The organism is Rufibacter tibetensis, from assembly GCF_001310085.1.
GTDB classification, from domain to species: domain Bacteria; phylum Bacteroidota; class Bacteroidia; order Cytophagales; family Hymenobacteraceae; genus Nibribacter; species Nibribacter tibetensis.
Genome location: NZ_CP012643.1, coordinates 4994317 through 5021094 on the forward strand (window position 1 = coordinate 4994317; position 26778 = coordinate 5021094).

The 26778-nt window shown below is 47.1% G+C and carries 18 protein-coding genes; 7 read left to right on the top strand and 11 right to left on the bottom strand.

The genetic code is table 11. The features are described from left to right. Window positions 1–53: 53 nt before the first annotated feature. Together DC20_RS20680 and DC20_RS20685 are read right to left on the bottom strand one after the other, a co-directional pair. Window positions 54–431 (bottom strand): hypothetical protein, encoded by a 378-nt coding sequence (locus DC20_RS20680; protein ID WP_062545593.1) that lies wholly within the window; start codon window positions 429–431, stop codon window positions 54–56. A gap of 378 nt (window positions 432–809) precedes the next feature. Continuing rightward, complete coding sequence (locus tag DC20_RS20685; RefSeq protein WP_062545594.1) at window positions 810–1409, bottom strand: porin family protein; 600 nt, start codon at window positions 1407–1409, stop codon at window positions 810–812. 674 nt (window positions 1410–2083) lie between these two features. Between DC20_RS20685 and DC20_RS20690 the strand changes: the two genes are divergently transcribed. Together DC20_RS20690 and DC20_RS20695 are read left to right on the top strand one after the other, a co-directional pair. Further along, window positions 2084–2947 (top strand): arylamine N-acetyltransferase family protein, encoded by an 864-nt coding sequence (locus tag DC20_RS20690; protein WP_062545595.1) that lies wholly within the window; start codon window positions 2084–2086, stop codon window positions 2945–2947. 305 nt (window positions 2948–3252) lie between these two features. After that, a complete protein-coding gene (locus tag DC20_RS20695; protein ID WP_245652259.1) occupies window positions 3253–3948 on the top strand; it encodes a ThuA domain-containing protein in 696 nt (231 codons plus the stop codon). Between the two features lie 86 nt (window positions 3949–4034). Here the strand turns inward: DC20_RS20695 and DC20_RS20700 are convergent, their stop codons facing one another. Then, a complete protein-coding gene (locus DC20_RS20700; protein WP_062545597.1) occupies window positions 4035–4544 on the bottom strand; it encodes a YciE/YciF ferroxidase family protein in 510 nt (169 codons plus the stop codon). Window positions 4545–4775: 231 nt separating this feature from the next. Next, window positions 4776–7598, bottom strand: coding sequence for a DUF4961 domain-containing protein (locus DC20_RS20705; RefSeq protein ID WP_062545598.1), 2823 nt, complete (start codon window positions 7596–7598; stop codon window positions 4776–4778). 199 nt (window positions 7599–7797) lie between these two features. Here DC20_RS20705 and DC20_RS20710 point away from each other — a divergent pair, with 199 nt between their 5' ends. Beyond that, complete coding sequence (locus tag DC20_RS20710; RefSeq protein ID WP_062545599.1) at window positions 7798–9819, top strand: alpha amylase C-terminal domain-containing protein; 2022 nt, start codon at window positions 7798–7800, stop codon at window positions 9817–9819. A gap of 561 nt (window positions 9820–10380) precedes the next feature. Here the strand turns inward: DC20_RS20710 and DC20_RS20715 are convergent. After that, entirely contained in the window at window positions 10381–11736 is a 1356-nt protein-coding gene (locus tag DC20_RS20715; RefSeq protein WP_083470397.1) for a glycosyltransferase, read from the bottom strand. Window positions 11737–11976: 240 nt separating this feature from the next. Between DC20_RS20715 and DC20_RS23480 the strand changes: the two genes are divergently transcribed. Continuing rightward, window positions 11977–12774, top strand: a complete 798-nt coding sequence (locus DC20_RS23480; protein WP_245652260.1) for an alpha-glucosidase domain-containing protein — start codon at window positions 11977–11979, stop codon at window positions 12772–12774. Next, window positions 12771–14291 (top strand): glycoside hydrolase family 31 protein, encoded by a 1521-nt coding sequence (locus DC20_RS20720; RefSeq protein ID WP_245652363.1) that lies wholly within the window; start codon window positions 12771–12773, stop codon window positions 14289–14291. The genes DC20_RS23480 and DC20_RS20720 overlap by 4 nt, the downstream gene beginning before the upstream one ends. Before the next feature lie 106 nt (window positions 14292–14397). Here the strand turns inward: DC20_RS20720 and DC20_RS20725 are convergent, their stop codons facing one another. Further along, complete coding sequence (locus tag DC20_RS20725; RefSeq protein WP_062545601.1) at window positions 14398–16194, bottom strand: glycosyltransferase; 1797 nt, start codon at window positions 16192–16194, stop codon at window positions 14398–14400. A gap of 425 nt (window positions 16195–16619) precedes the next feature. On the opposite strand from DC20_RS20725, the gene DC20_RS20730 reads away from it, so the two are divergent. Together DC20_RS20730 and DC20_RS20735 are read left to right on the top strand one after the other, a co-directional pair. Further along, a complete protein-coding gene (locus tag DC20_RS20730; RefSeq protein WP_062545602.1) occupies window positions 16620–17051 on the top strand; it encodes an acyl-CoA thioesterase in 432 nt (143 codons plus the stop codon). Between the two features lie 108 nt (window positions 17052–17159). Then, complete coding sequence (locus tag DC20_RS20735) at window positions 17160–18749, top strand: M20/M25/M40 family metallo-hydrolase (RefSeq protein WP_062545603.1); 1590 nt, start codon at window positions 17160–17162, stop codon at window positions 18747–18749. 130 nt (window positions 18750–18879) lie between these two features. Here DC20_RS20735 and DC20_RS20740 read toward each other — a convergent pair whose 3' ends face one another. The 5 genes from DC20_RS20740 to DC20_RS20760 all read right to left on the bottom strand — a co-directional run bounded on the left by DC20_RS20740 (window position 18880) and on the right by DC20_RS20760 (window position 26756). Continuing rightward, window positions 18880–19806, bottom strand: coding sequence for an alpha/beta fold hydrolase (locus DC20_RS20740; protein WP_062545604.1), 927 nt, complete (start codon window positions 19804–19806; stop codon window positions 18880–18882). A gap of 226 nt (window positions 19807–20032) precedes the next feature. After that, a complete protein-coding gene (locus tag DC20_RS20745) occupies window positions 20033–21688 on the bottom strand; it encodes a M1 family metallopeptidase (protein ID WP_062545605.1) in 1656 nt (551 codons plus the stop codon). 239 nt (window positions 21689–21927) lie between these two features. Continuing rightward, window positions 21928–24513 carry a cellulase family glycosylhydrolase gene (locus tag DC20_RS20750; protein WP_062545606.1) on the bottom strand — a complete coding sequence of 862 codons (2586 nt, stop codon included), beginning with the start codon at window positions 24511–24513 and terminating at the stop codon, window positions 21928–21930. A 176-nt stretch (window positions 24514–24689) separates the two neighbouring features. Next, entirely contained in the window at window positions 24690–25349 is a 660-nt protein-coding gene (locus DC20_RS20755) for a GAF domain-containing protein (protein WP_071885519.1), read from the bottom strand. An 18-nt stretch (window positions 25350–25367) separates the two neighbouring features. Next, complete coding sequence (locus tag DC20_RS20760; RefSeq protein ID WP_062545608.1) at window positions 25368–26756, bottom strand: undecaprenyl-phosphate glucose phosphotransferase; 1389 nt, start codon at window positions 26754–26756, stop codon at window positions 25368–25370. Window positions 26757–26778 lie beyond the last annotated feature (22 nt).

Here is a 26778-nt window from a genome sequence, read left to right on the forward strand (position 1 = left end):
ACCTTTCCCTGCTTCTATCTGAAACCAGGAAAACTGCTCTTTAACAGAGGCTATTATGAAAGTTGTTTTGGAGGAGGCGTGTGGACTTCCTGAGTCCGGCTGTAAGCGGAGCAACAATAAGCAGTGCAAGGCACGTCTGCGGCAGGCGCAAATACCTGGAAGGTTAACTTAGGAGGAAGAGAGTAATCTTTGGCAACTAAGGTATGCTTCAAACCCTGTGAAGTGTCCTCCAAGTCATCATCCAGAAACCCTGAACCAGCATCCAGGTATCCCTCAGCCACTAGCTCCAGCAAGGAATCAATTTCGTCTGCTGCTGTATCTGTCACTATGGTCATCAAGCTGTCCTCTCCTGGCATAGGAGCCCGATCCACAAAGCAGACGGTGTTCATGAAAGTGAACAGCAGGAAATACGTGATGAATTGCTTTAACATAGTGGCTTTAAATCCGACTCACGGCAAAGATACAGCAAACAAATGGAAGCTTAGGTACCTACAGCATCTTTCTACCTTTCTTCAACCAAGGTATTTAGACATATGATTAGGGCAAATTAAGAAAATGATAGCCTTCAGTACAGGGTTTAGTTTTAAATTGGAATATATTACAAACCACTGCATTACAATTTTTCCGGTGGAAGGCCAAGAAGTGAACCATGGCTTTGTGGTGCACCTGGTAAACCAAAAAAGGCTTCTTTGCAAAGAGCTGGAATAAGCTATAATTAAAAAAGAGGGGTCTGGTTTTTTGGTAGTTTTCTTGAAAAAACACCTAAACCAGGCCCCTCTTTTAAGAAAAATGCTGCCTGAGAGTAAAATCTATTTACCAATTAGTTTATAGCCTAAACTCAGGATTACTTGTTTGTTTCTGAAATCAACACTTCCATTGCTATCAGTGTAGGCGCGGGTTAACCGCTCATAGCGTACATCGGCGGTAAGCCTAGAAATGTCAAATCCAGCCCCAATCTGGTATCCCCAGTCAGCTGAATTGAAGGCTTCTCTGTAATCTTCCAAATCTGAGTCAGTTTTAATCATCACAGAGGCTACTGGTCCGGCATATGCCCTCAAAAAAGCCAATTTATATCCTACCATAATAGGAAGATCCAGGTTGGTAAAACCAATCTCCTGTACAGAGGTTCCTCCGTTACTATCGGGCATACTAAACTTACCCCCGGAAGAAGAAAGAACAGCCTCGGGCTGTAGCAGAAAACCCAGAACGTTTAACCTGGCAAATGCGCCGGCATGAAACCCGGTGATACTTTCCTTTTCTTTGAATTGCTCAAAACTGGAACTCGGATTTTTAAAGTCCACGTTAGAAGAGCTAACTCCCGCCTTTAATCCTAGGGTAAAAACATCCTGTGCCTGAGCTGCTAAGCCACCAAAAAAAAGAAAGGCAGCTAAAAGAAATGCTTTTTTCATAATTGAAGTTAAAAAAGTCGCTAAAAATTAAAAATATTACCTATTGTAAAGTCAAGACACTCTTCTCTTTCATAGCTTATCATCACTTTTCTGCTATGGCGCTTTCCCTGTGATTACCCCTATGCCAATTTTTTATTTATGTATTTCTAAATCTTATTAACTGATTGTTCATCATTATATTCTGCTAAGTTCAAAATGCATCAATGGGGTGAAACTTACTTAAGTAAATGCTTTTAAGTTTTCTTTATAAGTTCTATGACATGAATATGCCCCTCTACCCCTAACAGTACAGCATTGAAGTCCATAAACTATTAAAGAAACTTTAGTCTAATTCCATTAATTAACATCTACCTACTTCATATAAAACTTTTCAACCCTCTAAAAAATAATTTATTTAACATATTTTAGTAGGGAATAGTACCATATTAGATCTTTATTTCTTATATTACATAACTTTTCAATCATTAATTTAAATAAAGCATAAAGCTTATTAAGAATAATACAAAAAGTATATTCAAGCAGTTAACCCCTTCCTGCTTGTAGCTTCCCTTTTGTTTGTAGCTAATCCTTTATAAAAAACGATTTTAAGCGCTTTATATAAATATAGGATCAAACCTTTACAAAAAATATAACAAACTCCATACCAGATCTTACCACCCTTTATTGCTATTGCCATGAATCTTCGCACACCTTCTAAAACTTTATTCAAAATCAAGAAAGATGGAATACAGTTGGACCGCTACCTGGCCAGAATAGGCTACTCAGGAGATCTTTCTCCTACCCTGCAAACGCTCCAGAACCTGGTTTATCAGCATGTTATCTCCATCCCATTTGAAAATTTCAACCCCCTTCTAAAACAACCTGTTCTGCTGGACATTGACTCTTTGCAACGAAAAATGGTGGAAGATACCCGAGGCGGATATTGCTTTGAACAGAATACCTTGTTTAGCCAGGCGCTTCAGGAGTTGGGTTTTAAGGTAAAGGAAATAGCAGCACGAGTTTTATGGAATGTACCACTAGGCGTAACCACTGCCCGCGTGCACATGCTCCTTTTGGTTACCATTGAAGACGAAGACTATATTGTTGATGTAGGATTTGGGGGTTTAACTTTGACTGCTCCGCTCCGCCTGCAGGAAAGAGCCGGCCAGAAAACCTCTCACGAAACCTTCAGAAATTTACCGGTAGAAAGTGAATTTGTGCTACAGGCCCACATCCAAAATGATTGGAAACCCCTGTACCGCTTCAGTTTACAGGAGCAGTTCTCAGCTGACTTTGAGGTATATAACTGGTTTACTTCTACTCATCCAAGATCACCCTTTGTGACGGGATTGATGCTGGCCAAAACCACTCCTACTGCCAGGTTCGGACTACGGAACAATGAATTAAGCAAGCACCTGCCTTCTGGCACCACAGAAAAGCAATTCCTTACCAGTCCAGAGCAAATTAAAACAGTGATTGCCGAGGTCTTCCAGTTGCAGATTCCTACTGCTCCCGAATTTGACCAAGCCCTTCACCTGATGTTGCAACCACTGGACTAGCCATACTCTTATACTTATACTTATACTTATACTTATACTTATACTTATACTTATACTGACACTGACCGACCAGCAAAACTGAACTAAAAGAAAGTAGTGGCTTTTAGCTTTAATATGCTGAATGGATTCAGTTCAATACCAAAAGTTTTATCCCTGTTTTTGCAAAACAGCCAGAAAATGCCTAGACTTCTCTTTCAAACTGATTCAGTTTTGAAAGAGAAGTCTAGGCATTTTCTATTACTAAGCTCCCGTACACCTGTATGAAAGGAAATCTGTTGCTGCTCCTGTTACCGCTAATGGTTCTTATGAATTGTTCTACCCGAAAGGAAATGGGGGGAGCGCCTGATCTTCCATCTCTTCTGGTGTTTTACAAAACTGCTGGCTATTACCACACCTCCATTCCCAGTGGATTGGCAGCTTTGCAAAAGCTAGGGGCAGAAAACGGGTTTAAGGTAGATACCACTAACAACGCTGCTAAGTTTGTGCAAGATACCTTACAGAAGTATGATGCAGTAGTGTTCCTGAGCACCACTCAAGATGTTTTAAACGATACTCAGCAACAGGCTTTTGAGCAATTCATTAGAGGAGGCGGAGGGTTCGTAGGCATCCATGCGGCCACAGACACTGAATACAACTGGCCCTGGTACAATCAATTGGTGGGGGCTTACTTTGACAGCCATCCTGAAATTCAGACTGCCACTATTCAGGTGGTAGACAAATCCCATCTCTCTACCTCTTTTCTGCCTGATAAATGGGAGCGGAAAGATGAATGGTACAACTTCAAAAACATCAACCCAGATGTCAAAGTACTGGCGAACCTGGACGAGACTTCCTACAAAGGAGGCAAGAACGGCCAAAATCACCCAATTGCCTGGTACCACACCTTTGAAGGAGCCCGGGTCTTTTATACGGGCGGAGGGCACACCAATGAAAGCTTTCAGGAGCCATTATTCCTGCGGCATTTGTTGGGCGGCATCCAGTATGTACTTCAGAAAGAATAGCAACTTTTCATATTAGCTTCAAACAGAAAGACCCGTTATGCTCACTTTTGCTTAACGGACCTTTCTGTTTGAAGCTATGTTTGTTCTTAAAGAATACCGCTGCCTGGCATGGCTTTTTGGTTGATGTTGCTTTTTGCAAGGTTGTTTAAAAGAGTGTCGGTTTTCTGTTCTTCTTCCAGGGTCATTCTTAAAAGTTGCGCTACTTCTGTTAAGCCAAGTTCCTCTGCTAAGTAGGCAGCAGTTCCGTAGCCAGAGATTTCATAGTGTTCTATTTTTTGGGCACCACAGATCAGGGAGGCGTCCATCACTTCCGAGGTTGCATCTTTGTGCATCACCTTTTCGCCTTCCGCAATTAAGCCTTTCATGCTGGGGTTTCCGTCGCCCTCAGGACTGATGGACAATTGGGCCGCTATCTTCTCTAGTCGCTCTACCTGCACTGTTGTTTCGTCTAAGTGGGTAGTGAATGCAGCTTTCAATTGGGGGCTCTGAGCTTTTTCAATCATGCGGGGCAGGCCCATCAAAATGATTCGTTCAGCACTGTATAACGTCTGCACCTCGTGGCTCAGAAGGTCATGTAAGGTTTTCAATTCTGCCATCTTTCTGTCGTTTAGGGATGAAACACACTCCTGGTTTTTACGAACGCATGTAAGTGTAGTTGATGCCAATACTGGTTATTTCACCTTTTCCTTTCCTCTACCTACTTTTTTAATTGCGATTAAGTGAGTTATGCCTCCGTTGAAAGCAGATCAGCCGTCTTTTAGGTGCCGTTTTCATAAAACAACACCTAAAGGACGGCTGAAAAGATAATCTTCAGATAAGGAGTCAGGTTACCGCACTACAACTTGAACAGTTTTCGCGGTAGTGCCTGTCACTAGTTTAACGTGGTAGATACCTGGTGCCAATCGCTTTTTACCACCAGTGGTTAGGGTTTGCGTGATGGTTTGGTTTCCGGCTGACTGCTTTCCTAAGGCTTTGTTGATGAGCAACCTACCCACTTGGTCATACACCTGGAAAGACACTTCAGAAGCTGCGGCTAACTGGTACTGCAATGAGATAGCTCCATTACCAGTAGGGTTTGGATAAGCCACCACGTTTTTAGCCAAAGCGTCACGTTCTTCTTTTGAACCCAACAAGATGCTGGAGGAGGTCAGGCGTTTGGTGGTGTATAATCTGTATTCTCCCGGTTGCAGGGTGATGGCTTGATTTACATTGGTCACCGTCAAAGATTCACCGGTAACAAAATCATACCATGTGCCTGTGTTCTGGAATTTAGGATCAACAGTGCCCGGGGTTACCCCGAAGTTCCCTAGCACGGCTACATTTATGTCAGGGTCTTGAATATGGATGGTTTTGATGTTGTTTCCAAGGTTCAACGTGTAGTTTCCAGACTCAAAAGCAGGCTGGTTGATTTTCATTTTGATTAGGGCGGCGTACACGTTGTACAGTTTTCTTCGCTCAGGATCCTGGTAGTAGTTCCAGAGAATGGGCTTGTTTCCGGTGCGGCCGTTCTGGTTGATAGGAATGTCATACCCTACTTCACCAAACTGCCATACCATTTTAGGTCCTGGAATGGTAAAGAAGAACGCAGCCGCCAACTGCATCCGCTGCAAGGCTGTGGTCACGTTTCTGACATTGTAAGCCCCAGACATGTTTCCATAAAGGGTAGCTTCCACCATCTGGCGCTCTTCGTCATGGCTTTCCATATATCCTACTACGTGCGGGTTTGTCCAGCCGCGCTGCTTATAGGATATCCAGTTGAAGTTAGAATTATCTGTATAGCCTAGAATGGCTTGCTTGTAGTTGCCATGCAAGTTCCCCCACAGCATCATGCCGTAATTGGAGAGAACCGTTTCTTCTGCGTTATCGGCAAAATGCTCCAGAATCACATAAGCACTGTTATCTACCGACCAAATGTGGTCTGCCATGCGCTTAAGTAAGTTCACTCTGGACTGGTCATACTGTCCCCAGGCGTTTAAACTCCCTAACGTCTGCTTTTGGGTGAATCCTTTGGAAAGGTCGAACCGATAGCCGTCTACTTTGTATTCCTGCAGCCAAAACTCGTTCACCCGGTCCACATAATACTTGGTAGCGGCACTTTCATGATTGAAGTCATGGCCCACGTTAAATTCATGCGTTGGGTCTGGGTTAAACCAAGGGTTTTCTGGGGTCGTTTTGCCGGTGGCCGAATTGAAGTACAGTTGCACCATAGGTGATTGACCGAAGGCATGGTTTAAGACTATGTCCAGAATAACCGCCATACCGCGGGCGTGTGCCTCATCAATAAACCGCTTTAGCAACTCCTTTGAACCATAGTATTTGTCTGGCGCGAAATGATAAGCTGTGTTATATCCCCAACTAAGGTTACCCTCAAACTCGTTGACGGGCATCAGCTCTATCGCGTTTACGCCTAAACGGCTCAGGTAATTGAGGGTATCTGTAAGGGTTTTGTAATCGTGTTTTTCAATGAAATCACGGACCAGAAGTTCATAAATTACCAGATCCGTTTTCTTAGGACGGGTGAAATTAGTCACTCTCCAGTTGTAGGCAGCTTGGTTTGTCTGGAAAACAGACACCATGCCAGTGGCTTTTCCGGTGGGATACTGCTTTAAATTTGGATACGTTTCTGCGGAGATGAAGCGGTCCTCGTTGGGATCTAAGGTCTTTTGCGTGTACGGGTCCCCTATTCTGATGGTCTCATCAACCAAAAACTGGTAGGCATATTCCTGGCCAGCCACCAGGCTGTTCAGTTGCACCCAGTACCGGGTACCGTCTGGCGTGCGGTTCATAGGTGTAGCCCCCACTACCCAGTTATTGAAGTCTCCTACCAGGTACACGTTCTGCTTGCCAGGCGCATACAGGTTTACCAAAACACTGGTCGCGCTTAAATAGGTGGCTCCGTCCTTGGCATTAGCTGGTAGAGCCTGGGTTGGTGCAGCAGCCCGTACTACAAACAGAAAAGAATCTACAGCCGTGACATTGCCACTTTCAACCGTCACCTTGACTTTGTTTGGACCCGATACTGTTGCCGTAAGCTGTGTTTCCAGAACAGTGGCTGCGGCTTCTTCTTTCACCTTCACCCCATTCAAGAACAGCGACAACTTTCCACTGGCAGAGGCATTGGCTCTTACAGGTATGTTTTGGCCCTGGTTTACGAATAACCCATTCAAACCAACTACCGGCTGCGCAAAAGAAACGTTAACGGCTCCAGAAGCATAAATGGCTACTTTAATGTCTTTGTTGCCAGTATCCTTTCCTTCCTTGCTGCCGTTTCCGTTCCGGAACACAAACATCAGCGCCTTGATCTCTTCGTTGTCGGGTACGTTGTAGTACGTGCGCGGATTGATGGTGATCTGGTACAGGTTATTTCCCAGAGACGTCATTAAAGCCGCCGGAGTATTACTGGGCCAGGGAGCTTTCACGTACTTCCAGTCAGAGTCTGAAGTACTCAGGTTGGTCAGTACACCCGTATGCGCGTAAATGGGTTCATTCACATTGGCAAGGCCTCCGGAACCTTTGGTGGCATCAAAGGTGATAGTGACTGGTTCATTGTGCACAGGAAACGCGGGTGACCAGGTCACCACCTGCGCCTGCACTGCCTGTACCAGTAGCAACACCAGTAACAAGCCAAGCAAACGGAACGTAGTTTTCATGCGATAGGCTTAAATTATTTAAGGGATGATACAAAGGCAAACCGAAATGTTACGAAATCGATTTCCTTGCGAATTTATCAAATTAAACCAGTAATGACACTTAAATTTTAACAACTTTTCAGAGTATTCTTCTGTGCTCATTTGCAGTTGCACCTTATCCGTAGGAAGTGTAACTTAACCCGATTCCAAACTTGCAAACATGCCAAAGGTAACCCCAACACTTCCGTTAGTTCAGTCAGACAGCTGGCTCATTCCTTATGCCCCGCAACTTATGCAGCGCATGGACCGGTATGAAAAAACGAGGGAAGCCATAAACCAGGAGTTCGGCTCATTGGACACCTATGCCGCCTGGAACCAACAGATGGGACTTCATTTTGAAGCGGAGAACAATGGCTGGCGCTACCGCGAATGGGCTCCTGCCGCGCAGGCCCTTTCCATTATAGGTGATTTTAATTTCTGGGACCGGGCAGCCCACCCCTTGCAGAAAAAAGCCAATGGCATTTGGGAAGTCTTTCTTCCCGCCGACCAGGTACAGGTGCAGCACGGCCACAAGTACAAAGTACATGTGGTGGGTGCCACCGGCGAAGGAAAAGACCGTATCTCTCCTTTTGCTTTTCGCTCTGTTCAGGATCAGGAAACCTATGACTTTTCAGGACAATACTGGGCGCCGGAAGAAACCTTCACCTGGACCGACCAGGGTTTTTCTGCTACCCAGTTAACCCAACCATTAATATATGAATGCCATGTGGGCATGGCCCAGGAGAAGCACGGCGTGGGTACCTACCGTGAATTTGCGGACCTGATCTTACCTCGTATTGCCGAGACCGGCTACAACTGCCTGCAACTGATGGCCTTGATGGAGCACCCGTACTATGGCTCATTTGGGTACCATGTTTCCAACTTCTTTGCCCCTACTTCCCGTTTCGGCACGCCTGAAGATTTGAAGTACCTCATCAATGAAGCCCATCGGTTAGGCATAGCCGTCATTATGGACCTGATACATGCCCATGCTGTGAAAAATGTGGCCGAAGGGTTGGCAGATTTTGACGGCTCCGGCGGTCAGTTCTTCCACCAAGGACCTCGCGGGCATCACCCTGGCTGGGATTCTAAACTGTTTAATTACGGAATACCTGAGGTACGCCGCTTTTTATTATCAAACGTGCGGTACTGGCTGGAAGAGTTTCACCTGGATGGCTTCCGGTACGATGGGATTACCTCTATGCTGTACCACCACCACGGCGAGGGCGTAGCTTTTGGTCACTATGACAACTACTTTGACAAAAGCGTAGACGAAGACGCGATCCTGTACCTGCAACTGGCTTCGGAACTTACCCATACCTTCACTCCTGGCGCCTTATTAATTGCCGAGGATATGAGCGGTATGCCTGGCCTTTGCCGCCCTTTGTCTGACGGAGGCATTGGGTTTGATTACCGACTAGGCATGGGCATACCAGATTACTGGATCAAAACCCTGAAGCACAAACGCGACGAAGACTGGAACCTGGATGAAATCTGGCATGAGCTTACCAACAGGCGGGAAGGCGAAAAAACTGTGGCCTATGCTGAATCACATGACCAATCTTTAGTTGGAGACAAGACCATTGCCTTCTGGCTCATGGACAAGGAGATGTACTTCAACATGCGCACCATTGACAAACATCCTGTCATTGACCGGGGGGTTGCCTTGCACAAAATGATCAGGTTGCTCACCATGTCTTTGGGCGGGGAAGCGTTTCTCACCTTTATGGGTAACGAGTTCGGGCATCCGGAATGGGTAGACTTTCCTAGGTTAGGTAACAACTGGAGTTACCAATACGCCCGGCGGCAATGGTCGTTGGTAGACAATCCTGACCTGAGATACCGACATATGTGGCAGTTTGAAAAGGACATGCTCTCCATCGCCGAGCAGTATTCTATTCTGGAAGGTGGTCCCGCGCTCAAACTGCACCAGGACAATACTAACAACGTGCTCATTTTCCAGAGGGCCGGTTTGATCTTCCTTTTCAATTTTCACCCTAAAAACTCCGTTCCGGATTATATATTCCCAGTTCAGGAAGCAGGTAGTTATTCCTTGATCCTTTCCTCAGATACACCAGAAACAGGAGGTCATGACCGCGTAGATACTACTATCCGATACTTCACTCTCCCTACCAAGTATGGCCCAAGACTGAGCATCTACCTGCCTAACCGTACGGCTTTGGTAATGAGGAGAGAAGATTGAAAAACTAGAATCAGGTAAAGATAAAGGAGTCGTTTAAGGGTTGTTTTTAAAAACAGCCCTTAAACGACTCCTTTTATATTATGTAACATTACAATGCTACTCACAACAAGCCAATCACTCAGCCCTTGAAAGCAGATTCTCCCCTTGAGGGGAGATAAAGAGGGGTGTTTACAAAGGAGAGCACGCATTCAAGAAAACACTAATCAGGGCATCAACTCGGAAGGAAAGCAAAGGAGAATCATCAATGCGTGGATTGGCAGGTGCAACACCCCTATTCGCTCCCCTCAAGGGGAGAATCTGCTAAGAGCCGCTGCTGGTTTAGAACTTTGAAGAATGGTATGTACCCGAAACTCTTTGTAATCACGGATCTACTTTTCCAAAATGGTTTGTTGGACAATAAACCTTCGTCTCACACTTATCCCTACTCAAAATAAGAAGGTCTGTAGTGGAAACCACAGCAGACCTTCTGTTTATCTATCTAATCTTAAAGACAGTTACTTATGTCATCATCTACGCTTTAGGCCAGTTTTCCAGAAACTAACCCCAAACGAATTATTCTGCTTAGTCCTGCAGAAGCAAAACGGTGTGCAGGCTTTCCATTACCTTGTCAGCGGTACTGCCCCAGGTAAGTTGCCTTACGGCTTTTTGGTTAGCTTCTACCTGTCTTCTCCGCAATTCTTCGTTTTCCAGCAACTGCAGAATATGTTCTGCCAAACCTTCGGTGTCGTTGCAATCAGCTACACTTGCCTCAGGCAACACTTCAGCAGCTCCCGTTTGGTGCGTGATCACTACCGGCAAGCCGGCCTGGGTTGCTTCCAGGGCAGCCAAGCCGAAAGGCTCAGACAGTGCTGGCAAACAGAACACAGAAGAATTTTTCAGAAGCGCTTCAGCTTTTGCTGGCGGCAAAAAACCAGTGAACGTAACTGATTCTTCAATGCCTAACCTTTTGACCATCAGCTTCGCCTCATCCAGTTGCGGTCCATGACCAGCAACTACAAAGTGAACGTCAGGGTCTTGGTTTAGTACTACTTTTGCAACTTTCAAGAATTGAAGCGGTCCTTTCTGTGCGACCAAACGTCCAAGGAAAGTTACCTGCTTTCTTTTGGCTGAAACTACCGGAGAAGCGGGTGCTTTATCCGCTCCGTTGTAGACCACTTGAATCTTTTTTGCCGAAATACCGTAGCGCTTCGTGATCATGCGGGCGGTTCTTTCACTTACCGTTAAGATAAGGTCAGCTTCATGCATCGCCTTAGTTTCCAACTCAAACACCCAACCTAACGGCTCCCCTACCTGGCGGTCAAATGACAGGCTGTGCACGTGCACAATTAACGGAACCTTGCGTTGAATCTTTATCTCCATACCCGCCAGGAAAGTCATCCAGTCATGGGCATATACGGCATCAAATTCTTTATGTGAAGCAAGCCTCGCTGCATAACGGGCAAACTGGATCACCTCAAAATTGAGGGTACCTTTAGCACCTTTGGCAAATGTGATTTGTGGTTGCCCCTGAGCAGCAGCAGATTGGGGCTGAGAAGCTGTTTCCTGCGCATATGGGCCTTTTTGCTCCTGGTTTACTACTTCAACTTTGTCCTGAAGTTCAGAAGAATGTTGAGTATAGCCTTGTCCTACCTCAGGTTCTTCATAAGGAAACAACGCGGCGGGTACTCTGAGTGTAGTAGCAAAACGCTCAAATGTTTGCTCTACAGGAGCTTGTTTAATCTCGGCCAGATTGAGGGCATCTAACCCTACAACCTCCGCATGTTGATCAATGGCCAGGTGATCTGCCTGCGGCACAATCATGGTAAGTTCAATCTGTTTGGCTAAGGCCTCAGCTAAATGAAAACAAGCTTTGCCTACTCCTCCATTCAAAATAGGTTGGTCTTCCCAACCCAGCATTAATACTCTGAGTTTTTTCATTATATCTTTAATTCATCTACGACGCAGGGGAGAGGTGTCTTGTAAAGATAAGTAACCAACCCGCTAGTTCAAGGGTAATTCACACTTTTTTTTGCCAGTTTGTTCACCAAAATAGAAAATTTAAAAACATTCCGTAATTATGCGATTTAATTTCTGAATAAATACGCAAAAAACAGCCCTTCTTTTCTTCTTTGCTTCTAATACTTTTTCATGGATAGTACAATTTAAGATACCAATTACATGATCAATGACCTGGGGGTCAAACACGAGGAGTTCTTCGCGGGTACTGTTCTCCAGGTCCATTCAACTGACAATTGCACTCTATTTACCTGTGATAACCGGGTGGGCTTGAAAGTGGAAGCTGTCACGCAGCACATTCTACGGTTTAAGTTTAGCACGGACGGAACCTTCTCCCGGGAGTTTTCCTATGCCCTCTCCCCTTCCCGCCCCCAGGAAAAGGTGAAGCTGAAAATAAAAGAACTGGCAGACCATTACCGGCTTACTACCAAGGAGCTAATTTGCACTGTTTCCAAAAACGGCCTGATCACACGTATTCTAGACAAGTCTGGCAATATCCTGAACGAAGACGAGAAAGGTTTTCATTGGGAAGAGCACAAAGACTATGGCGGCGATATTGTGAAGATGAGCAAAGCCGTGCAGCCGCAGGAGTTCTTTTATGGCTTGGGCGACAAAGCCGACAACATGAACCTGCGGGGCAAGCGCTTTGAGAATTGGGGTTCAGATACCTATGGCTACAAAATAGGCACCGATCCGCTGTACAAGAACATCAACTTTTATATGGGGTTGCACCGCCGCAACGCCTACGGCATCTTCTTTGACAACACTTTCAGGGCTTTCTTTGATTTCGCGAGTGAGCGCAAGGAAGTAACCAGCTTCTGGGCGCAGGGCGGCACCATGGAGTATTACTTTATCTATGGCCCTTCCCTCACGCAGGTGGTGCAACAATATACCACAAAGACCTGGCCAAAGGCTTCAGAGACCGTTCTATCCCCTGTGATGCCCTGTACCTGGACATAGACTACATGGAAGGTTTCCGGTGCTTTACCTGGAGCAAAAGCCATTTCCCTGAACCCCATCGCATGGTGCAGGAACTGAAGGAAGACGGTTTCAAAACGGTGGTCATCATTGACCCGGGCATCAAAATTGACCATGACTATTGGGTGTACCAGGAAGGCATCAAAAATGATTATTTCTGCCGCCGCGCCGATGGTCCTTTGTACAAGGGAACTGTGTGGCCGGGACTGTGCCACTTCCCGGACTATACCCGTGAAGAGGTGCGCACCTGGTGGGCTGGTCTGTTTAAGGGCCTTATTCAGGAAACCGGCGTTAAAGGCGTCTGGAATGACATGAACGAACCGGCGGTGTTTGAGATTGGCACTTTCCCCAATGACGTGCGCCACCATTATGACGGCGACCCTGGCAGTCACCGCAAGGCTCATAACATCTACGGCATGCAGATGGCCCGCGCCACTTATGAAGGTGTAAAGAACTTCTCTTATCCAGACCGCCCCTTTACCATAACCCGCTCAGGCTACGCCGGGGTGCAGCGTTTTGCTTCTGGCTGGACCGGTGATAACATTGCCTCCTGGGATCACCTTTGGCTGGCCAACATTCAGTGTCAGCGCCTTAGTATTTCAGGAATGTCTTTTATTGGCTCTGACATAGGCGGGTTTATAAAATCACCAGACGGCGAGCTGTACATCCGGTGGCTACAGTTAGGGATCTTCCATCCGTTCTGCCGCACCCACTCCTCGGGTGACCACGGAGACCAGGAGCCCTGGTCTTTTGGGGAGCCGTACACAGCATTGGCCCGCAAATTCATTGAGCTACGCTATCAGCTTCTGCCTTACATGTACTCTACCTTCTGGCAGTACACTACCCAAGGAACTCCCATGCTGCGGCCCTTGGCTTTTGTGGACCAGACAGATCCTGATTGCTACCACCGTATGGCAGAATTTTGCTTAGGCGATAATCTTTTGGTGTGCCCCATTACGCAACCGGGGGTAGACGGCAGAATCTTATACCTGCCGCAAGGAAACTGGTACAACTTCTGGACTGGTCTTATGGAAGCCGGTAAACGAGAAGTATGGGCAGATGCCCCACTAGACAAGGTACCTATGTTCATCAAAGCCGGAGCCGTGGTTCCCTTCTACCCTGTGCAGCAGTACGTGGGGGAACTGGCAGCACCCCAGGTGGCGCTGCATGTGTACTACAACCAGGGCACCTGCGTGAGCGAACTATATGAAGACGGTGGCGAAGGCTACGGGTACACAGAGGGCAATTTTCTGCACAAAGTTTTCCGGACGGAAGGCAGCTTAACCCTGTTCACCCTTACCCAGGAAAGAAAAGGCGACGGTCAGGATGGTTACCGGTACTACGCTATTTTCATTCACGGCTTACAAACACATACAGCCAAAATCATAGTAGATGAACAGGAAGTTACCTGGGAAAATGTAGCCGCTACCAACCTTATCTTTGTTTCCGTACCCAATGATTTTACGCTACTTCAGGTAATTCCTTCACCTATCGTATAATCAACATTAAGCGGCCCGTTTAGGAGGTGATTAGTAAAACACCTCCTAAACGGGCCGCTTAAAATTATTTTTTTGAGGATTTATACATAAACCCGCATACAGTTTGCTATTCCTGGTGTGTGCTTAATGCCAGTTGGTAAGCACGCTCGTAATGCACCAGCAGCTTTTTCCAGTCAAACATTTCTGACAAGCCTTCTACTTTATTCCGTTGGGCAATCCGCTCCCGGCGGCTCATTTCCACATAGTCATACAAGTGTTCTGTGAGTTGCTCGGCAGAATCATTGAAGTTGCGCTCATGGCGGTCTATTACGTAGATACCTTTGTCAGTATACTTCTTGATGTTCTTCTTCACGTAATCACCAAAACCAGACAAATCACTGGTCACGGCTGGAATACCACTGGCTACGCACTCCAGCGGAGTATAACCCCACGGCTCGTAATAGCTAGGGAAGATACCTAAGTGACAGCCCCGCACAAACTGCCCGTACTCCATCCCGAAAAGAGGGTTGGTAGGTGAGATAAAATCTGGGTGGTACACAATCTTCACGCGGTCATCAGCATTGTTTACCAGGTTAGAGCTCCGCAGGAAATGCAGGATCTCATCTGATTGATCATTAATGAGATTGTGCGTCACTACCGGAGGCAGCATATGCGTTTTCCATGACTGTATAGTCCTCCTATACCGTAGTTTCCAATAATCATCTACGTACTCGTTCAGCTCCGGTAATTTATGATCTGAACTAGCCGCCGCATCATAGAACAGCCTCTCCCCAATCTGGTCTTTAATGGCCTCACAGGTTTCCTGTATCTCTTCCATTAAAGCCTTTGAATGCAGCACGTGCGGGTTAATGGTAGTGAATGGCTGTTTGGTGATAAAGAACATCACCACCGTCATATCACTTTTAGACACCTTCATGCGGTGATTCAGGCGGGCCAAAGCCTCCAGAGTAAGGTCAAAGCCTTTGTTACGGTATTCAAAACGCCCCGAAGTGAACAGGTAAATGGTCTTGTCCAGGTCAAAAGGGAAACTCTGGAAAAAGTGCCCCATGACAAACCGGTGAATCCGCTTCTTGTACGTTAAGTGCAAGTTCTGGAACTCGTGCATGGCGGTGAACCGCCGGATGTTGAGCCCGTTCGGCAACACTGTATCCGGGATCCGGTCTAGCAGGTAGATACACTCCCGCACGGTGACTTCGCTGACCGTGGTAAACACGTGCGCCCCATGCGCGGCGGCCCTTTCAATAGAAACGGCGGGCTCAATGTTGAAATGCTGCGCCTCTCTCTGCCAATCAACCGAGGTTAACTGGTCATAGAAGTTGGGGTCATTCATGGCAAGGTAACGTCCCAGCAAGGTCGCGTGCGTGGTGAAAACGATCTTCACCGGCACCTGGTCTTTTCTCAGGTCTGGAATGGCAGAACCCACCATCCACTCATGGAAGTGCGCTACCACCTGGGTTTTAGCAGATAATATGGTGATAAACCGCTTCACCAAACTTCCGAAGGCCAGCACCTGGTTCAGGAGGTCTTCATTGGAAGTAGGTATGCGGTGGTTTTCCCAAAGGAAATACTTGATCTCCCCTAGCTGCCCAAAGGAACTGCGCGGGTTGATCAACACAATTTTAGGCCGACCAGTCACCAGCCAGGTTCCATAGTAACACTCTACGCCCTGGGCCTGTAGTTCCAGCACCGCCTGCCCGTACACATCAGAATAGTCATCTGTGGGTTCAAATTCATGGGCGGCTTGTTGCGGGAAATAAGGACCTATAAGACAATACTGGTCGCCCCAGTACTCAATCATGGCAGGTACTTTAGAGCGGATTACCGTGTAGATACCACCTACTTGGTTACACGCTTCCCAGGCTATTTCAAGAAGATGCGGAGACGCAGAAGATAATTGTTGCATGGAGGGTCAGTTTAAGGGTATTTTACTCAAATTAGAGTAAAAGGGATATAGCAGAAAGTAATTTGTTTTACACTTTTTCAATTAAGGGCACTCGTGAATTTTGCCTCCAATTGATAATCCTCTCACCCTCAGACCCCAAGCAAAATTCCCGTTTTTCAAATCTAAAACTTTTTTGCAGAATTCATACCCCCAGCTTAAATCAGCCACCAGATAAATGAATTTATAAGCGTTTTCACACCTGTTTTGCAAGGGTTTTACTAAAACCTGTAAAGGAACATATTCTGGTTTATTGGCAAAACTCCCTAGGTTCTTCAGAATTTTTCAACTCCTGGCACAACCAAAATTTAAATTTGGTCTATACTTCAGGCAAACGCCGTAACCGGCTTTATCCCTGATTTCTTTAAAACACACCTAAAACAAACACTATGAGCATTGTATATGAAGGGCACGTGATCTGGGCACAAGTAGACGCCAACATGCACCTTCGCCACTCGGCCTACGCCGATTTTGCCGCCCAGGCGCGTATCTCCATGTTAGATACGTTGGGCCTTGATTTTAAAACTTTTCAGCACCTGAAAATAGGACCTATTCTGTTCCGGGAAGAATTGCAATACCTGCGCGAAGTAGGCATCAATGACACCGTCAAAGTTGAATCTGTACTGACCAAAGCCCGCCCGGATGGTTCGCGTTGGTCCATCCGTCATGAGCTGTACCGCAGCGATGGTGTGAAAGCGGCCATCATCAACGTAGATGGTGCCTGGATTGACCTCCTGAAGCGTAAGCTGGCCGGTCTGCCTGAAGATCTTGCCCAGAAGTTCATGAGCCTGCCTCAAGCCGAGGATTTTGTCCTAGAATAACCTTTCTGTTTAGGGACTACTTTCTGGAAAGTAGCCCCTAAACAGAAATCACTTTACTTATTTACTGTCACCTGTTTTTGTTCTTATCAGCTTCCTTAAATTAGGGGCATGATACGTCTCCTCACCCCTCCCCGCTTGCAGTGCAAAAGAAGTACGCGCAAGCTCTTCCTACTCTCGTTGCTCTTCTCTGCCCAAGTGGGTTTGGCCAAGACCAAAGACCCGGTGTTAGACAGCATTGTAAAAGAAGCGACCCAAAATTCTCAGCTGGAAACGCTGGCGCATGAACTGATGGATGTGATTGGTCCACGCCTGGTGGGTACGCCCCAAATGCAGCAAGCCAATGACTGGGCCGTGGCTAAATACAAAGGCTGGGGCATTGCTGCCAGAAATGAGAAATGGGGAGAATGGCGCGGCTGGCAAAGAGGCATCTCGCACATTGATATGGTGCACCCCCGGGTAAGAACCCTGGAGGGCATGCAACTGGCCTGGAGCCCCAGCACCAAAGGCAAAGGCGTCACCGCTGAAACCATCACCCTCCCTGAAACTGTCACAGATTCCATGGCCTTCCAGAAGTGGTTGCCCAACGTGAAAGGCAAATTTGTGCTGATCTCCATGCCGCAGCCCACCGGAAGACCCGATTACAACTGGCAGGAGTTCGCCACGAAAGAGTCTTTTGAGAAAATGAAAGCGGAGCGCACCGCCCTAACCGAAGCCTGGCGCACCAAGATGGCAAAGATGGGATACACTACCCGCACCTTGCCCGTGGCCCTGGAAAAAGCCGGAGCTGCCGGAGTGGTCATGTCTAATTGGTCAAACGGGTTTGGAGTGAACAAGATCTTCAGTGCCTACACGAAGAAGATTCCTACGGTAGACCTTTCTTTGGAGGATTACGGAATGGTGTACCGCCTCACCGCTTCTGGTCAGAAACCCAAAATCAACGTGCAGGCCGAATCTAAAGAGCGCGGCATGGTACCTACTTTCAACACCATCGCGGAGATAAAAGGAACCCAGAAACCAGATGAGTACGTGATCCTGTCGGCGCACTTTGACTCCTGGGATGGCGCTACTGGTGCCACTGATAACGGAACCGGCACCCTGGTCATGATGGAAGCCATGCGAATACTGAAGAAGATCTACCCTAACCCTAAAAGAACCATCATGGTAGGGCATTGGGGTAGCGAAGAGCAAGGACTGAACGGTTCCCGCTCATTTGTGGAAGACCACCCGGAAATTGTAAGCAAAATACAGGCAGTGTTTAACCAGGACAATGGTACCGGCCGCGTGGTCAACTTAGGTGGCTCTGGCTTCCTGCACTCTTATGAATTCCTGAACCGCTGGTTGGCTCCGGTACCGACAGAGATCCGCTCCCACATACAAACCAACTTCCCGGGTGCCCCGGGCGGCGGCGGATCAGACCACGCCTCGTTTGTAGCAGCGGGTGCTCCGGCGTTTTCGCTTAGTTCCCTGAGCTGGTCTTACGGCACCTACACCTGGCACACCAACCGCGACACCTATGACAAGATCGTGTTTGATGATGTGCGTAGCAACGCCATTCTTACTGCTATTTTAGCTTACATGGCCAGTGAAGACCCCACTACCACCTCCCGTGAAAGAAGTGTGTTACCAGCCAACCAAAGAACTGGTCAGCCTGGTACCTGGCCTGCTCAAACCAAGCCTACTCGCAAAGGTGGGGGTTGAGTAGAACTTAGCAAAGTAAAAGCTCTGATCTAACATATCACGAGTTCTGTAAGAAAGCAGAAAGCCCCCGGAAGACTGAACTTCCGGGGGCTTTCTGCTTTTATCCACCTTAAGGCTTTTTAAATAAGGGCTATGATGTTCTGCTGCGCGCCAACAAAAATCCTCCAGCTACTACAGCTAGCCCCACGCCCACAATGGCTGCCCAGTTTCTGGTAGCAGTCGTTACAGGGGTTTGCATCTCCGCGGAAAGCAGCGGTTCATAATTAATGCCGCTGGTAACGGTTAGCACCAATTGTACGGCTTCTTCCGGAGAATCCCATTGCGGGAAGTGACCGCAACTAGAAAACCAATGTATGCAGGCATCAGGAAAAAGGCGCAAAGCCCTGGAAGCTTGCTGCGGAAAACAAACCCTGTCCTGCTTACCCCACCCAATAATCAAAGGTGCTTGCAGGGTACCGCGCGGAACTCCTTTTTGGGGTTCGCCATACGTTAAGTTGTACAACAAGTCATCAAAGGAGGCAGACGTAGCAAAGGTTCGCATTTCTTCCTGCACCAGTTCTGCGTGTAGATCCCAGGGACGGGCAGAAAACTGGGGCAACAGCAAGGTGCGACCAACCGGGTTCCCTGCGATAGCAGGCATCACGGGTTGCAACCATTGCACCAGCCTTCTGGAAGCCGCCACTGAAAAGTAGAAGAATGGTTTCTCCCAGCCTTTCCAGAATCCGCCCGGGTCTAAAGACACAACTGCCCCTACTATCCCCCCACGTCTTACTAACTCCAGCACCAGGCGCGCACCCATGGAACTGCCCACGGCATCAATCCCCAAAAGATTCTGGCTTTCCAGAAAAGAGGTGACCGCATCGGCTAAGGTGCTAATGGAAACTTCCCCTTGTAACGGGGGGGTAGCACCATGCCCCGGTAAATCAATCGCAATTACCTCACGGCCTGCATCTGCCAGCCCGTCTATCATTAAGTCCCAGGAGCGGGAGCTTCCGCCAATGCCATGTACCAGTAACAGAGGTTTCCCTTCGCCTCGCCGGATGAAATGCATGTCCATTTGAAATCAGGTTAAGTGCTCAAAGCGTTTTGAGACTGCTTAGAGATACGGGGTAAAAGCACCCTTGTTCTACCTTCTGCTACCCTAAAACTTTCCTTTTGTAGGTAAAGCCAAAAAATGAAGGCCCTGTTTTAAGGCAGATTTAATAAAAATTGCTTCAAAACAGGGCCTCCTTAAAGTTCATCAATCAGCAAGAGTAAGTGGCCATGGACCTAAACCTATGATCTTACTGCACCCGTTTCTGAGTCACATAGAAGTTTGGATCTACTTTAATCCCGGTGGCACCAGCAGCAAGGGTAGCTTTTTTCCAGGTGGTGGAGACCGGTTGTAACCACGTTTCTTTTCCAGCTACCAAAACTTTTACCGGCAGGTTAAAGCCCTTGACGACATTGTTCCAGCGGTACGAGAGGGTTTTTCCTTCCACCTTATACTCCAGTTCAGGAATACGAACATCGCGGAGGTACTGGTCAAAGAAAGCTTTCAGGTCCTTTCCGGTTTGTTGACTGATGTAGTTTTCAATCTGGGCGGTTGTCACCGTCTGGTGGTAAAACTCTTTGTTCAGGCCACGCAGTAGTTTCCGCCATTTCTCGTCATCATTCACCACTTGCCGAAGGGTGTGCAGCATGTTGCCGCCTTTGGGGTACATGTCACCGGAGCCGCTGAAGTTTACATTATATATCCCGATGATGGGCCGGTCATTTCTGATTCCGCGACGGGTACCGATCACGTACTCACTTGCGGCTTTTTTGCCATGGTAATATTCCACAAACAAGCTCTCTGAGTAGTTGGTAAAACTCTCATGAATCCACATGTCAGCGTTGTCTTTGTAAGTGATGTTGTTGGCAAACCATTCATGCCCACTTTCGTGGATGATGATGAAGTCGAACTTCAGGCCCCAACCCGTGCCGCTGAGGTCCCGACCCAGGTAGCCGTTCTGGTATTTGTTTCCGTAGGTCACTGAGCTCTGGTGTTCCATGCCCAGATACGGCACCTCCACCAATTTATAGCTGTCTTCATAGAAAGGGTACGGCCCAAACCAGTGCTCAAAGGCTTTCAGCATCTGGGGTACTTGCTTGAACTGCTCTTTGGCTTTGGCCAGGTTCTCGCGCAGCACATAATAATTGCAATCCAGCTTGCCTTTTTCGCCGGCGTAGGTTTCTGAGAAGTTCACGTAATCGGCAATATTCACATTCACGCCGTAGTTGTTGATGGGATTTGTAACCGCCCAATGGAAGGTGTGGGTGCCGTCTGCGTGCTGCTCTAGTTTGCGCAAGCGCCCATTAGAGACATCAACCAGGTCTTTCGGCACCGTTACCCTAATCATCATGCTGTCGGGCTCATCGTACATGTGGTCTTTGCAGGGCCAAAACAAGCTTGCGCCGTCGCCTTGCACCGAGGTGGCAATGAAAGGTTTACCGTTGCTGTCTTTCTTCCAGGTAACGCCCCCGCTCCACGGCGGATTGGTGCTTACCTGGGGTTTGCCGCCGTAGGTTACTTCCACGGTCTGCAGGGTACCAGGCACTTGTTTGGCAGCTAGCTGAATAAACCAGGCATTCCCATCCTGCTTCACCCTCAGGTTCTGCCCGTTCTGCCGAACCTGCTCAATGCGCATGGGCGGCTGCAAATCAATCTGCATCACCTGGTGGGGCTTCAGCACTTTGTAGCGCACCAGGTTCACGCCCTGCATTGTACTGTCTTGCGGGTTCACTTTCATGCTCAGGTCATAATGCACCAAATCCCACCAGGCCCGCTCCGGCGTGATAGAGCCCCTCAGTGTGTCTTGCCGGGTAAAGGTAGGAATAGATTGGGCCTGGGCATCTATTCCCACCACCAGTAAAAGGAAGGAAAGCAGACCCAACAGAGAAGAAAACCGATGTAGCATTTTTAACCTGTTTTTGAAAATGTAACCTAAAAAAGCCTAAGGATAATAACTCTTATTAAGCTTCCAGCTGCTTAACTAGAAAAATGGAGCTTAAATAAGAGTTATTAACACCTTCATGCTGGTAGATATAAGCATCTCTACTACTTACTTTAGGTAAATGGAAACTACTAATAAAAAACCTTTTCAAGCTGCTTTTCTAAAAACATACCTGAAACGGTTTCAAAGGAATAGGTACCCTTCTAGTTTTTTTCTAGCCATACGGCTTCCACTTCGAAGGTGTAGGATTGTGCCCCTGCAGTAGTCTTTTTATCCTGAAGGATAGAAATTTCAAGCTTCTCTGCTTGCTTTAAATTAAAAGCCACAGCCTTAGCAGCCGAAAACCTGAACGGGTGGAAGCCCGGATAAGGCCTGGGCAACAGCATGAAAGAATCTGGTTTCAATGTGTTTAAGGGTATCTCAATGTCTTGAAAGTTCTGGCTGACATTCACCCTAGCGGTATAGCCAGCGGCATCAGAGGTGATTAATCCTACCTTCACCGGCAATGGGGTTGCATTAGATGTTCTGATTCTGATCACCAGTTTGTCAAAGGTTCCAAGTTCACTTTCACGACCCTTCAGTTTGTCTCCTATGAAGTGCTGGAAGCCCATGGTTTGTTCTGCCGTTAGTTCTTTGGCAGTTAGTTTCAGCACCAGTTGCTCAGGTTTTTCTGCGGTGATCAAGGCCCGCTCATCTCCCCTCCAGAGGTTCGGGAAGACATAAATGGACCGGTCTGTAGTGGCGTTAAACAGAGACAAAGCTCCCTTGTCAGAGGCGACAAACGTTTGCCAGGTGTCATTCTGGTAATAGTCCCAAGCCCAGGGATCCCCCTCGTATCCTCCGGGGAATGTCACCTGCTGCGTTCCATCCTGCACCATGATCCGGTAGTTGATTAAGCCCGGCGAGGTGAGATCAAAAGGAATTTCGGCTTTGTATTTACTACCTCCCAGGCTCTCCATCGCTACGGTTTTGTAAACCCCAGCCTGGTTGTTTAGCTGCAAAGAAATCTTAGCCTCCCGGGATACACCCACTACTTTGGCGTACAGCACAAATGGCTTTCCGGCGGATACTTCTTTCAAGGGCTGGTGCGCTACAAAGATCTTCGTTTCTGTGGGCTGAGGAGCTGCGAATTCTTTGATCTCCATGTTTCCAAAAAAGGTCTTTCCTTTCAGCGGTCCTTTTCCTTTTCTGGCCAGTAAATAGACTCCGGGTTTTATTTGAAAACCACCCTCCTTTGCAGAGGCTTTGTAGGCATTTCCCTCATTCACACTGGTTATGGTAAACTCCTCCCCCAGCTCAGCCAGCCTGATCTGCATGGAGTGGTTCAGCCACTGAATGCGGGTTACTTCTTTGTTAGGTGATGCTTTTGCGAAGGGGTCTCTGATGTGCACTGCATCAGGCATTACCTCCAGCCGCCAAACTCCTTTCTCCAGCTTGTCCAGGAAATAAGATCCAGAACCGCTGTAGGTTACCACTGGCGAACTTCCTACCCCAGCCACCTGGGTTAACTTACCAACATTCACTGGTTTGGTGTGGGTGGTATTGGTATACAGGAATGCCCTCTGCGTGTTCATCTCGCTCAGTGATTCTTTATAACTCACCCTAAACGCACCAAAAACACTGTCTGCCGGGTAGGTGCCGTAGCTCTTGCGTAAGGGAAGTTGATGGAAGGCCTCGGCCGCAATCATGAGGCTGATAGCTTTAGAGGGAGTGTACGCCAAGTTCAGGTAGTGGGTCTGGTATTCAGTATTTGCGTAAGCGGTAGCCATTGGGTCATAGGCAAACTGCGTGGCCCATTGAAAGCCCGCCTCCCGAAAACTCTTGGCCATGGCCGGGTACATGTAAGAACCTAGTACGTCTCCGGCATCAAATTCATACACCATCAAAGCTTTGTTTCTGAACTCCGGAATGGTGTCAAATGGGATGTTGTAGCGGTCAACATGAGGCAGGTAATTGCCCTGTAAAGTGTGGTTGGCCACCAGTCCTGTGGGGTACCACTGAAAACTGAACCCGTCTACATTGGCCTTGGCTACGGCATCAGCGTACCGCGGAGATTCACTGATGTTGTAAAAGATGGGCTTGGTCCAGCCAGTTGCCCGAATGGCAGCCACCATTCTGTTCACGTACTCGGTGGTCCTGGCTTTGGGGCCGGAGTGCTGTGGTTCATTGTTTACCTCTGCGGCAATAATGTTGGGGTCAGCCCCGTACCTGAGTTTGGTATAGGGATTGATGTGGTTCAGAAACTGTTTAAGGTAATTCTCCTGCGCTTTAAAGGCATACTCATTTACCAAAGCTTTCTGTTTGCCGTACAGGCGCGAAAAGCCGGGGGTGTTCTCATCTTTTTCAGGGTAGCCGTTTCCCCAGAAAGCAATGGGAGTCAGCATGACCCTTATGTTGCGCTGCTTTAATTTGTAGACCAGGTAATCAAAAAGGCGCAGGTGCTCATTCTCCAGCAGGTTGCCTAAAGTATCAGAGATCTCCGTATCCCACACGTGCACTCTGAAGGCGTCTAATCCTAAACGAGCCATGTGGTAGACATCCTGGTCAATGGCTTTCTCAGGATCTACGTTGCGAGCTTTAACAGAACGGTAGCCGTAGGCAAACGGAACGGTGTAGTTTACCCCGAAGAAAGCTGCCTCCTGGTTGTTTTTGTTCCAACGCATGATGCCCTTTTGGTCAACATACACCAACTCCTGGTTTTTGGAGGCTTTGTTTTGGGCAACAAGAGAGGAGAAGAAAAAAGACCCATACAGGAAGAACAGGAGAAAGAGGGAGGTTTTATATTTCATAGTTTGTCTTATACTGCTTTAGCCTAAACAGGATTAGCCTCGACAAACTTACACAAGGAAGCGTTTTCCCTTATCTTCCTCCTTCCTATTTATCTATACTTACTCTATAGATGGTGTACCAAAAGACTTTTTAAAGTAGTGCTTGATAAGAAAACGCACAGATAGTTACTTACTGGCTATATGCCCGAAGCAGTCCTTTCAAAGAGGTGGCGATTTGCTCTAAAGGGGGAACTTCCTGGAGTTACCTGGTTATTCCGTAGCATGTTCTGCACCTCATTGTCAAAGGAAGTTGAAAGTTGCCGCGCCTGGTGAAGCACCCTTTCTCTTTCTTCTAAGACAAGTTTCATTTTTCTTAACTCAAAATGCACATTCACTAACTTGGCCAATGCTTTGAGTGACTGAATCTTTTGCTCCGTTAATTCCCGGGGCCGGGTATCAATGACGCACAGGGTTCCCAAAGCATGACCATCAGCACTTTTCACGGGTACTCCCGCATAGAAAACGATTTTAGGGTCTTTGGCTACTAAGGGGTTATCATGAAAACGCTCGTCATACCGTGCATCTTCCACTATAAAGGGTTCGTCTGGATTGATGATGGCATGGGCGCAAAAGGAAATCTCCCGTGGAGTTTCATCTACGTCAAACCCCTGCTTGGATTTAAACCATTGGCGGTCTTTATCTACCATGGTGAGCAGAGCAGTTGGGGTGCCACAAATTTCTGAGGCAATTTTAGTTACCTCATCATACACCTCTTCTGGCAGGGTATCCAGGATATTATGTTGACGCAGTGCATTTAAACGTTCCGACTCATTTGAGGGAATTGGGGCAGACATCATAAAATTGAAAATTAAAAATCAATATGCATTTTCCTCGCCTTTCACAGCATTGTACACTGTCAAAAACATTATACGGATGTCAAGCCATAAGCTCCAGTTCTCCAGGTACCATAGGTCAAATTCAACTCTTTTTTTGATGTGGTACAGTTCTGTTATTTCGCCTCGGTATCCGTTTACCTGGGCCCAGCCGGTTATTCCAGGCTTTAAAAATTGCCTGATCATGTAATCATCAGCCTGGCTGGAGAAGTCTTCGGTGTGTTTCAGCATGTGCGGTCTGGGACCCACAATGCTCATTTCTCCCTTCAGCACATTGATGAATTGAGGGAACTCATCAAGGCTGGTCTTTCTCAGTATGCGTCCAATTTTGGTTACCCGTTTGTCGTTCTTGGTGGCTTGCTTGGCGGGGTCATTGTTTTCGCCCATGCTCCTGAACTTATAGCAGTTAAACGGTCGATTGTTCTTTCCGCTTCTGAGCTGGCTAAAAATGATAGGTCCTTTAGATTCTAGTTTGATCAGTAATCCAATGAGCGGGTATAGCCAGGAAAGAATAAAAACAATGACCAGGGCGCTCACAACAATATCAAAAGCCCTTTTGGTAAACCGGTTTACTTCTTCTTCTAAGGGCTCCTTTCTTACGGTAAGAATGGGCAGGTCATTCAGGTAATCTATGTAAATGGGCCGGTTGATGAAATAAGAGAAGTCTGGTACAATCCTGAACCTGACCAGATCTTTATCTGCCTGCTGCATCAGGTTATATACCTGGTGGTTGTTTTCAGGCATGATGGTAGAATAGATTTCATTCACCCTTAATTCCTTAGAGATATGTAAGGCATCCTGGATACCTTTAAAAACAGGGTAGCCCGGCGAAACAGCCGTCCCTCCTTTATCATCCACAAACCCAATGATATTTACCCCTGCCCCCTGTTTTTCAAGGTAATTCGTAAGCTTCTTAGCCACTTGGTTGTTACCCAGAATTAAAATTTTCCTTTTTAAGTGCACCGTTTTTTTTACCCATTCCCTTATAGAGAAATAAATAAAGCGGTTAATGATTAGACCAAAAAGGAATACAATGACAGTGGTAAAAACAAGTGGCTTTGATAGTTGAATTACCCTGGGTAAGTAAAGGTAGAGGATGTTGATTCCGGCCCAGACAAAGTACACCCGGAAGGTTGCCCTTAGAAACCTCTCAAAATAGCTAATGCTATCTGTTGCATATACTTTCCCAAACCAAGCTAAAAGAAGCCAAATCCCGTTCATGATCAGCCAATACTGAGAATACCTCATGTAGAAATGAGACTCGGGATCTTCTTCAAATATCTTCTGCGCTATCAGATAAACGACATTTAGAACGACAATATCTAATACAAGAAATAAAAGTTGTAAAAACCTTTTAAATGAATTGTTCATTCTATTTCAATTAAACCCAGAG

What these genes read in the sequence shown, in the direction of transcription:
- DC20_RS20695 (WP_245652259.1), top strand. Translation starts at nt 3,253, where the DNA reads ATGAATTGTTCTACCCGAAAGGAAATGGGGGGAGCGCCTGATCTTCCA.
- DC20_RS20710 (WP_062545599.1), top strand. Translation starts at nt 7,798, where the DNA reads ATGCCAAAGGTAACCCCAACACTTCCGTTAGTTCAGTCAGACAGCTGG.
- DC20_RS20750 (WP_062545606.1), bottom strand. Translation starts at nt 24,513, where the DNA reads ATGAAATATAAAACCTCCCTCTTTCTCCTGTTCTTCCTGTATGGGTCT.
- DC20_RS20735 (WP_062545603.1), top strand. Translation starts at nt 17,160, where the DNA reads ATGATACGTCTCCTCACCCCTCCCCGCTTGCAGTGCAAAAGAAGTACG.
- DC20_RS23480 (WP_245652260.1), top strand. Translation starts at nt 11,977, where the DNA reads ATGATCAATGACCTGGGGGTCAAACACGAGGAGTTCTTCGCGGGTACT.
- DC20_RS20740 (WP_062545604.1), bottom strand. Translation starts at nt 19,806, where the DNA reads ATGGACATGCATTTCATCCGGCGAGGCGAAGGGAAACCTCTGTTACTG.
- DC20_RS20715 (WP_083470397.1), bottom strand. Translation starts at nt 11,736, where the DNA reads ATGAAAAAACTCAGAGTATTAATGCTGGGTTGGGAAGACCAACCTATT.
- DC20_RS20700 (WP_062545597.1), bottom strand. Translation starts at nt 4,544, where the DNA reads ATGGCAGAATTGAAAACCTTACATGACCTTCTGAGCCACGAGGTGCAG.
- DC20_RS20680 (WP_062545593.1), bottom strand. Translation starts at nt 431, where the DNA reads ATGTTAAAGCAATTCATCACGTATTTCCTGCTGTTCACTTTCATGAAC.
- DC20_RS20730 (WP_062545602.1), top strand. Translation starts at nt 16,620, where the DNA reads ATGAGCATTGTATATGAAGGGCACGTGATCTGGGCACAAGTAGACGCC.
- DC20_RS20690 (WP_062545595.1), top strand. Translation starts at nt 2,084, where the DNA reads ATGAATCTTCGCACACCTTCTAAAACTTTATTCAAAATCAAGAAAGAT.
- DC20_RS20760 (WP_062545608.1), bottom strand. Translation starts at nt 26,756, where the DNA reads ATGAACAATTCATTTAAAAGGTTTTTACAACTTTTATTTCTTGTATTA.
- DC20_RS20685 (WP_062545594.1), bottom strand. Translation starts at nt 1,409, where the DNA reads ATGAAAAAAGCATTTCTTTTAGCTGCCTTTCTTTTTTTTGGTGGCTTA.
- DC20_RS20725 (WP_062545601.1), bottom strand. Translation starts at nt 16,194, where the DNA reads ATGCAACAATTATCTTCTGCGTCTCCGCATCTTCTTGAAATAGCCTGG.
- DC20_RS20755 (WP_071885519.1), bottom strand. Translation starts at nt 25,349, where the DNA reads ATGATGTCTGCCCCAATTCCCTCAAATGAGTCGGAACGTTTAAATGCA.
- DC20_RS20745 (WP_062545605.1), bottom strand. Translation starts at nt 21,688, where the DNA reads ATGCTACATCGGTTTTCTTCTCTGTTGGGTCTGCTTTCCTTCCTTTTA.
- DC20_RS20705 (WP_062545598.1), bottom strand. Translation starts at nt 7,598, where the DNA reads ATGAAAACTACGTTCCGTTTGCTTGGCTTGTTACTGGTGTTGCTACTG.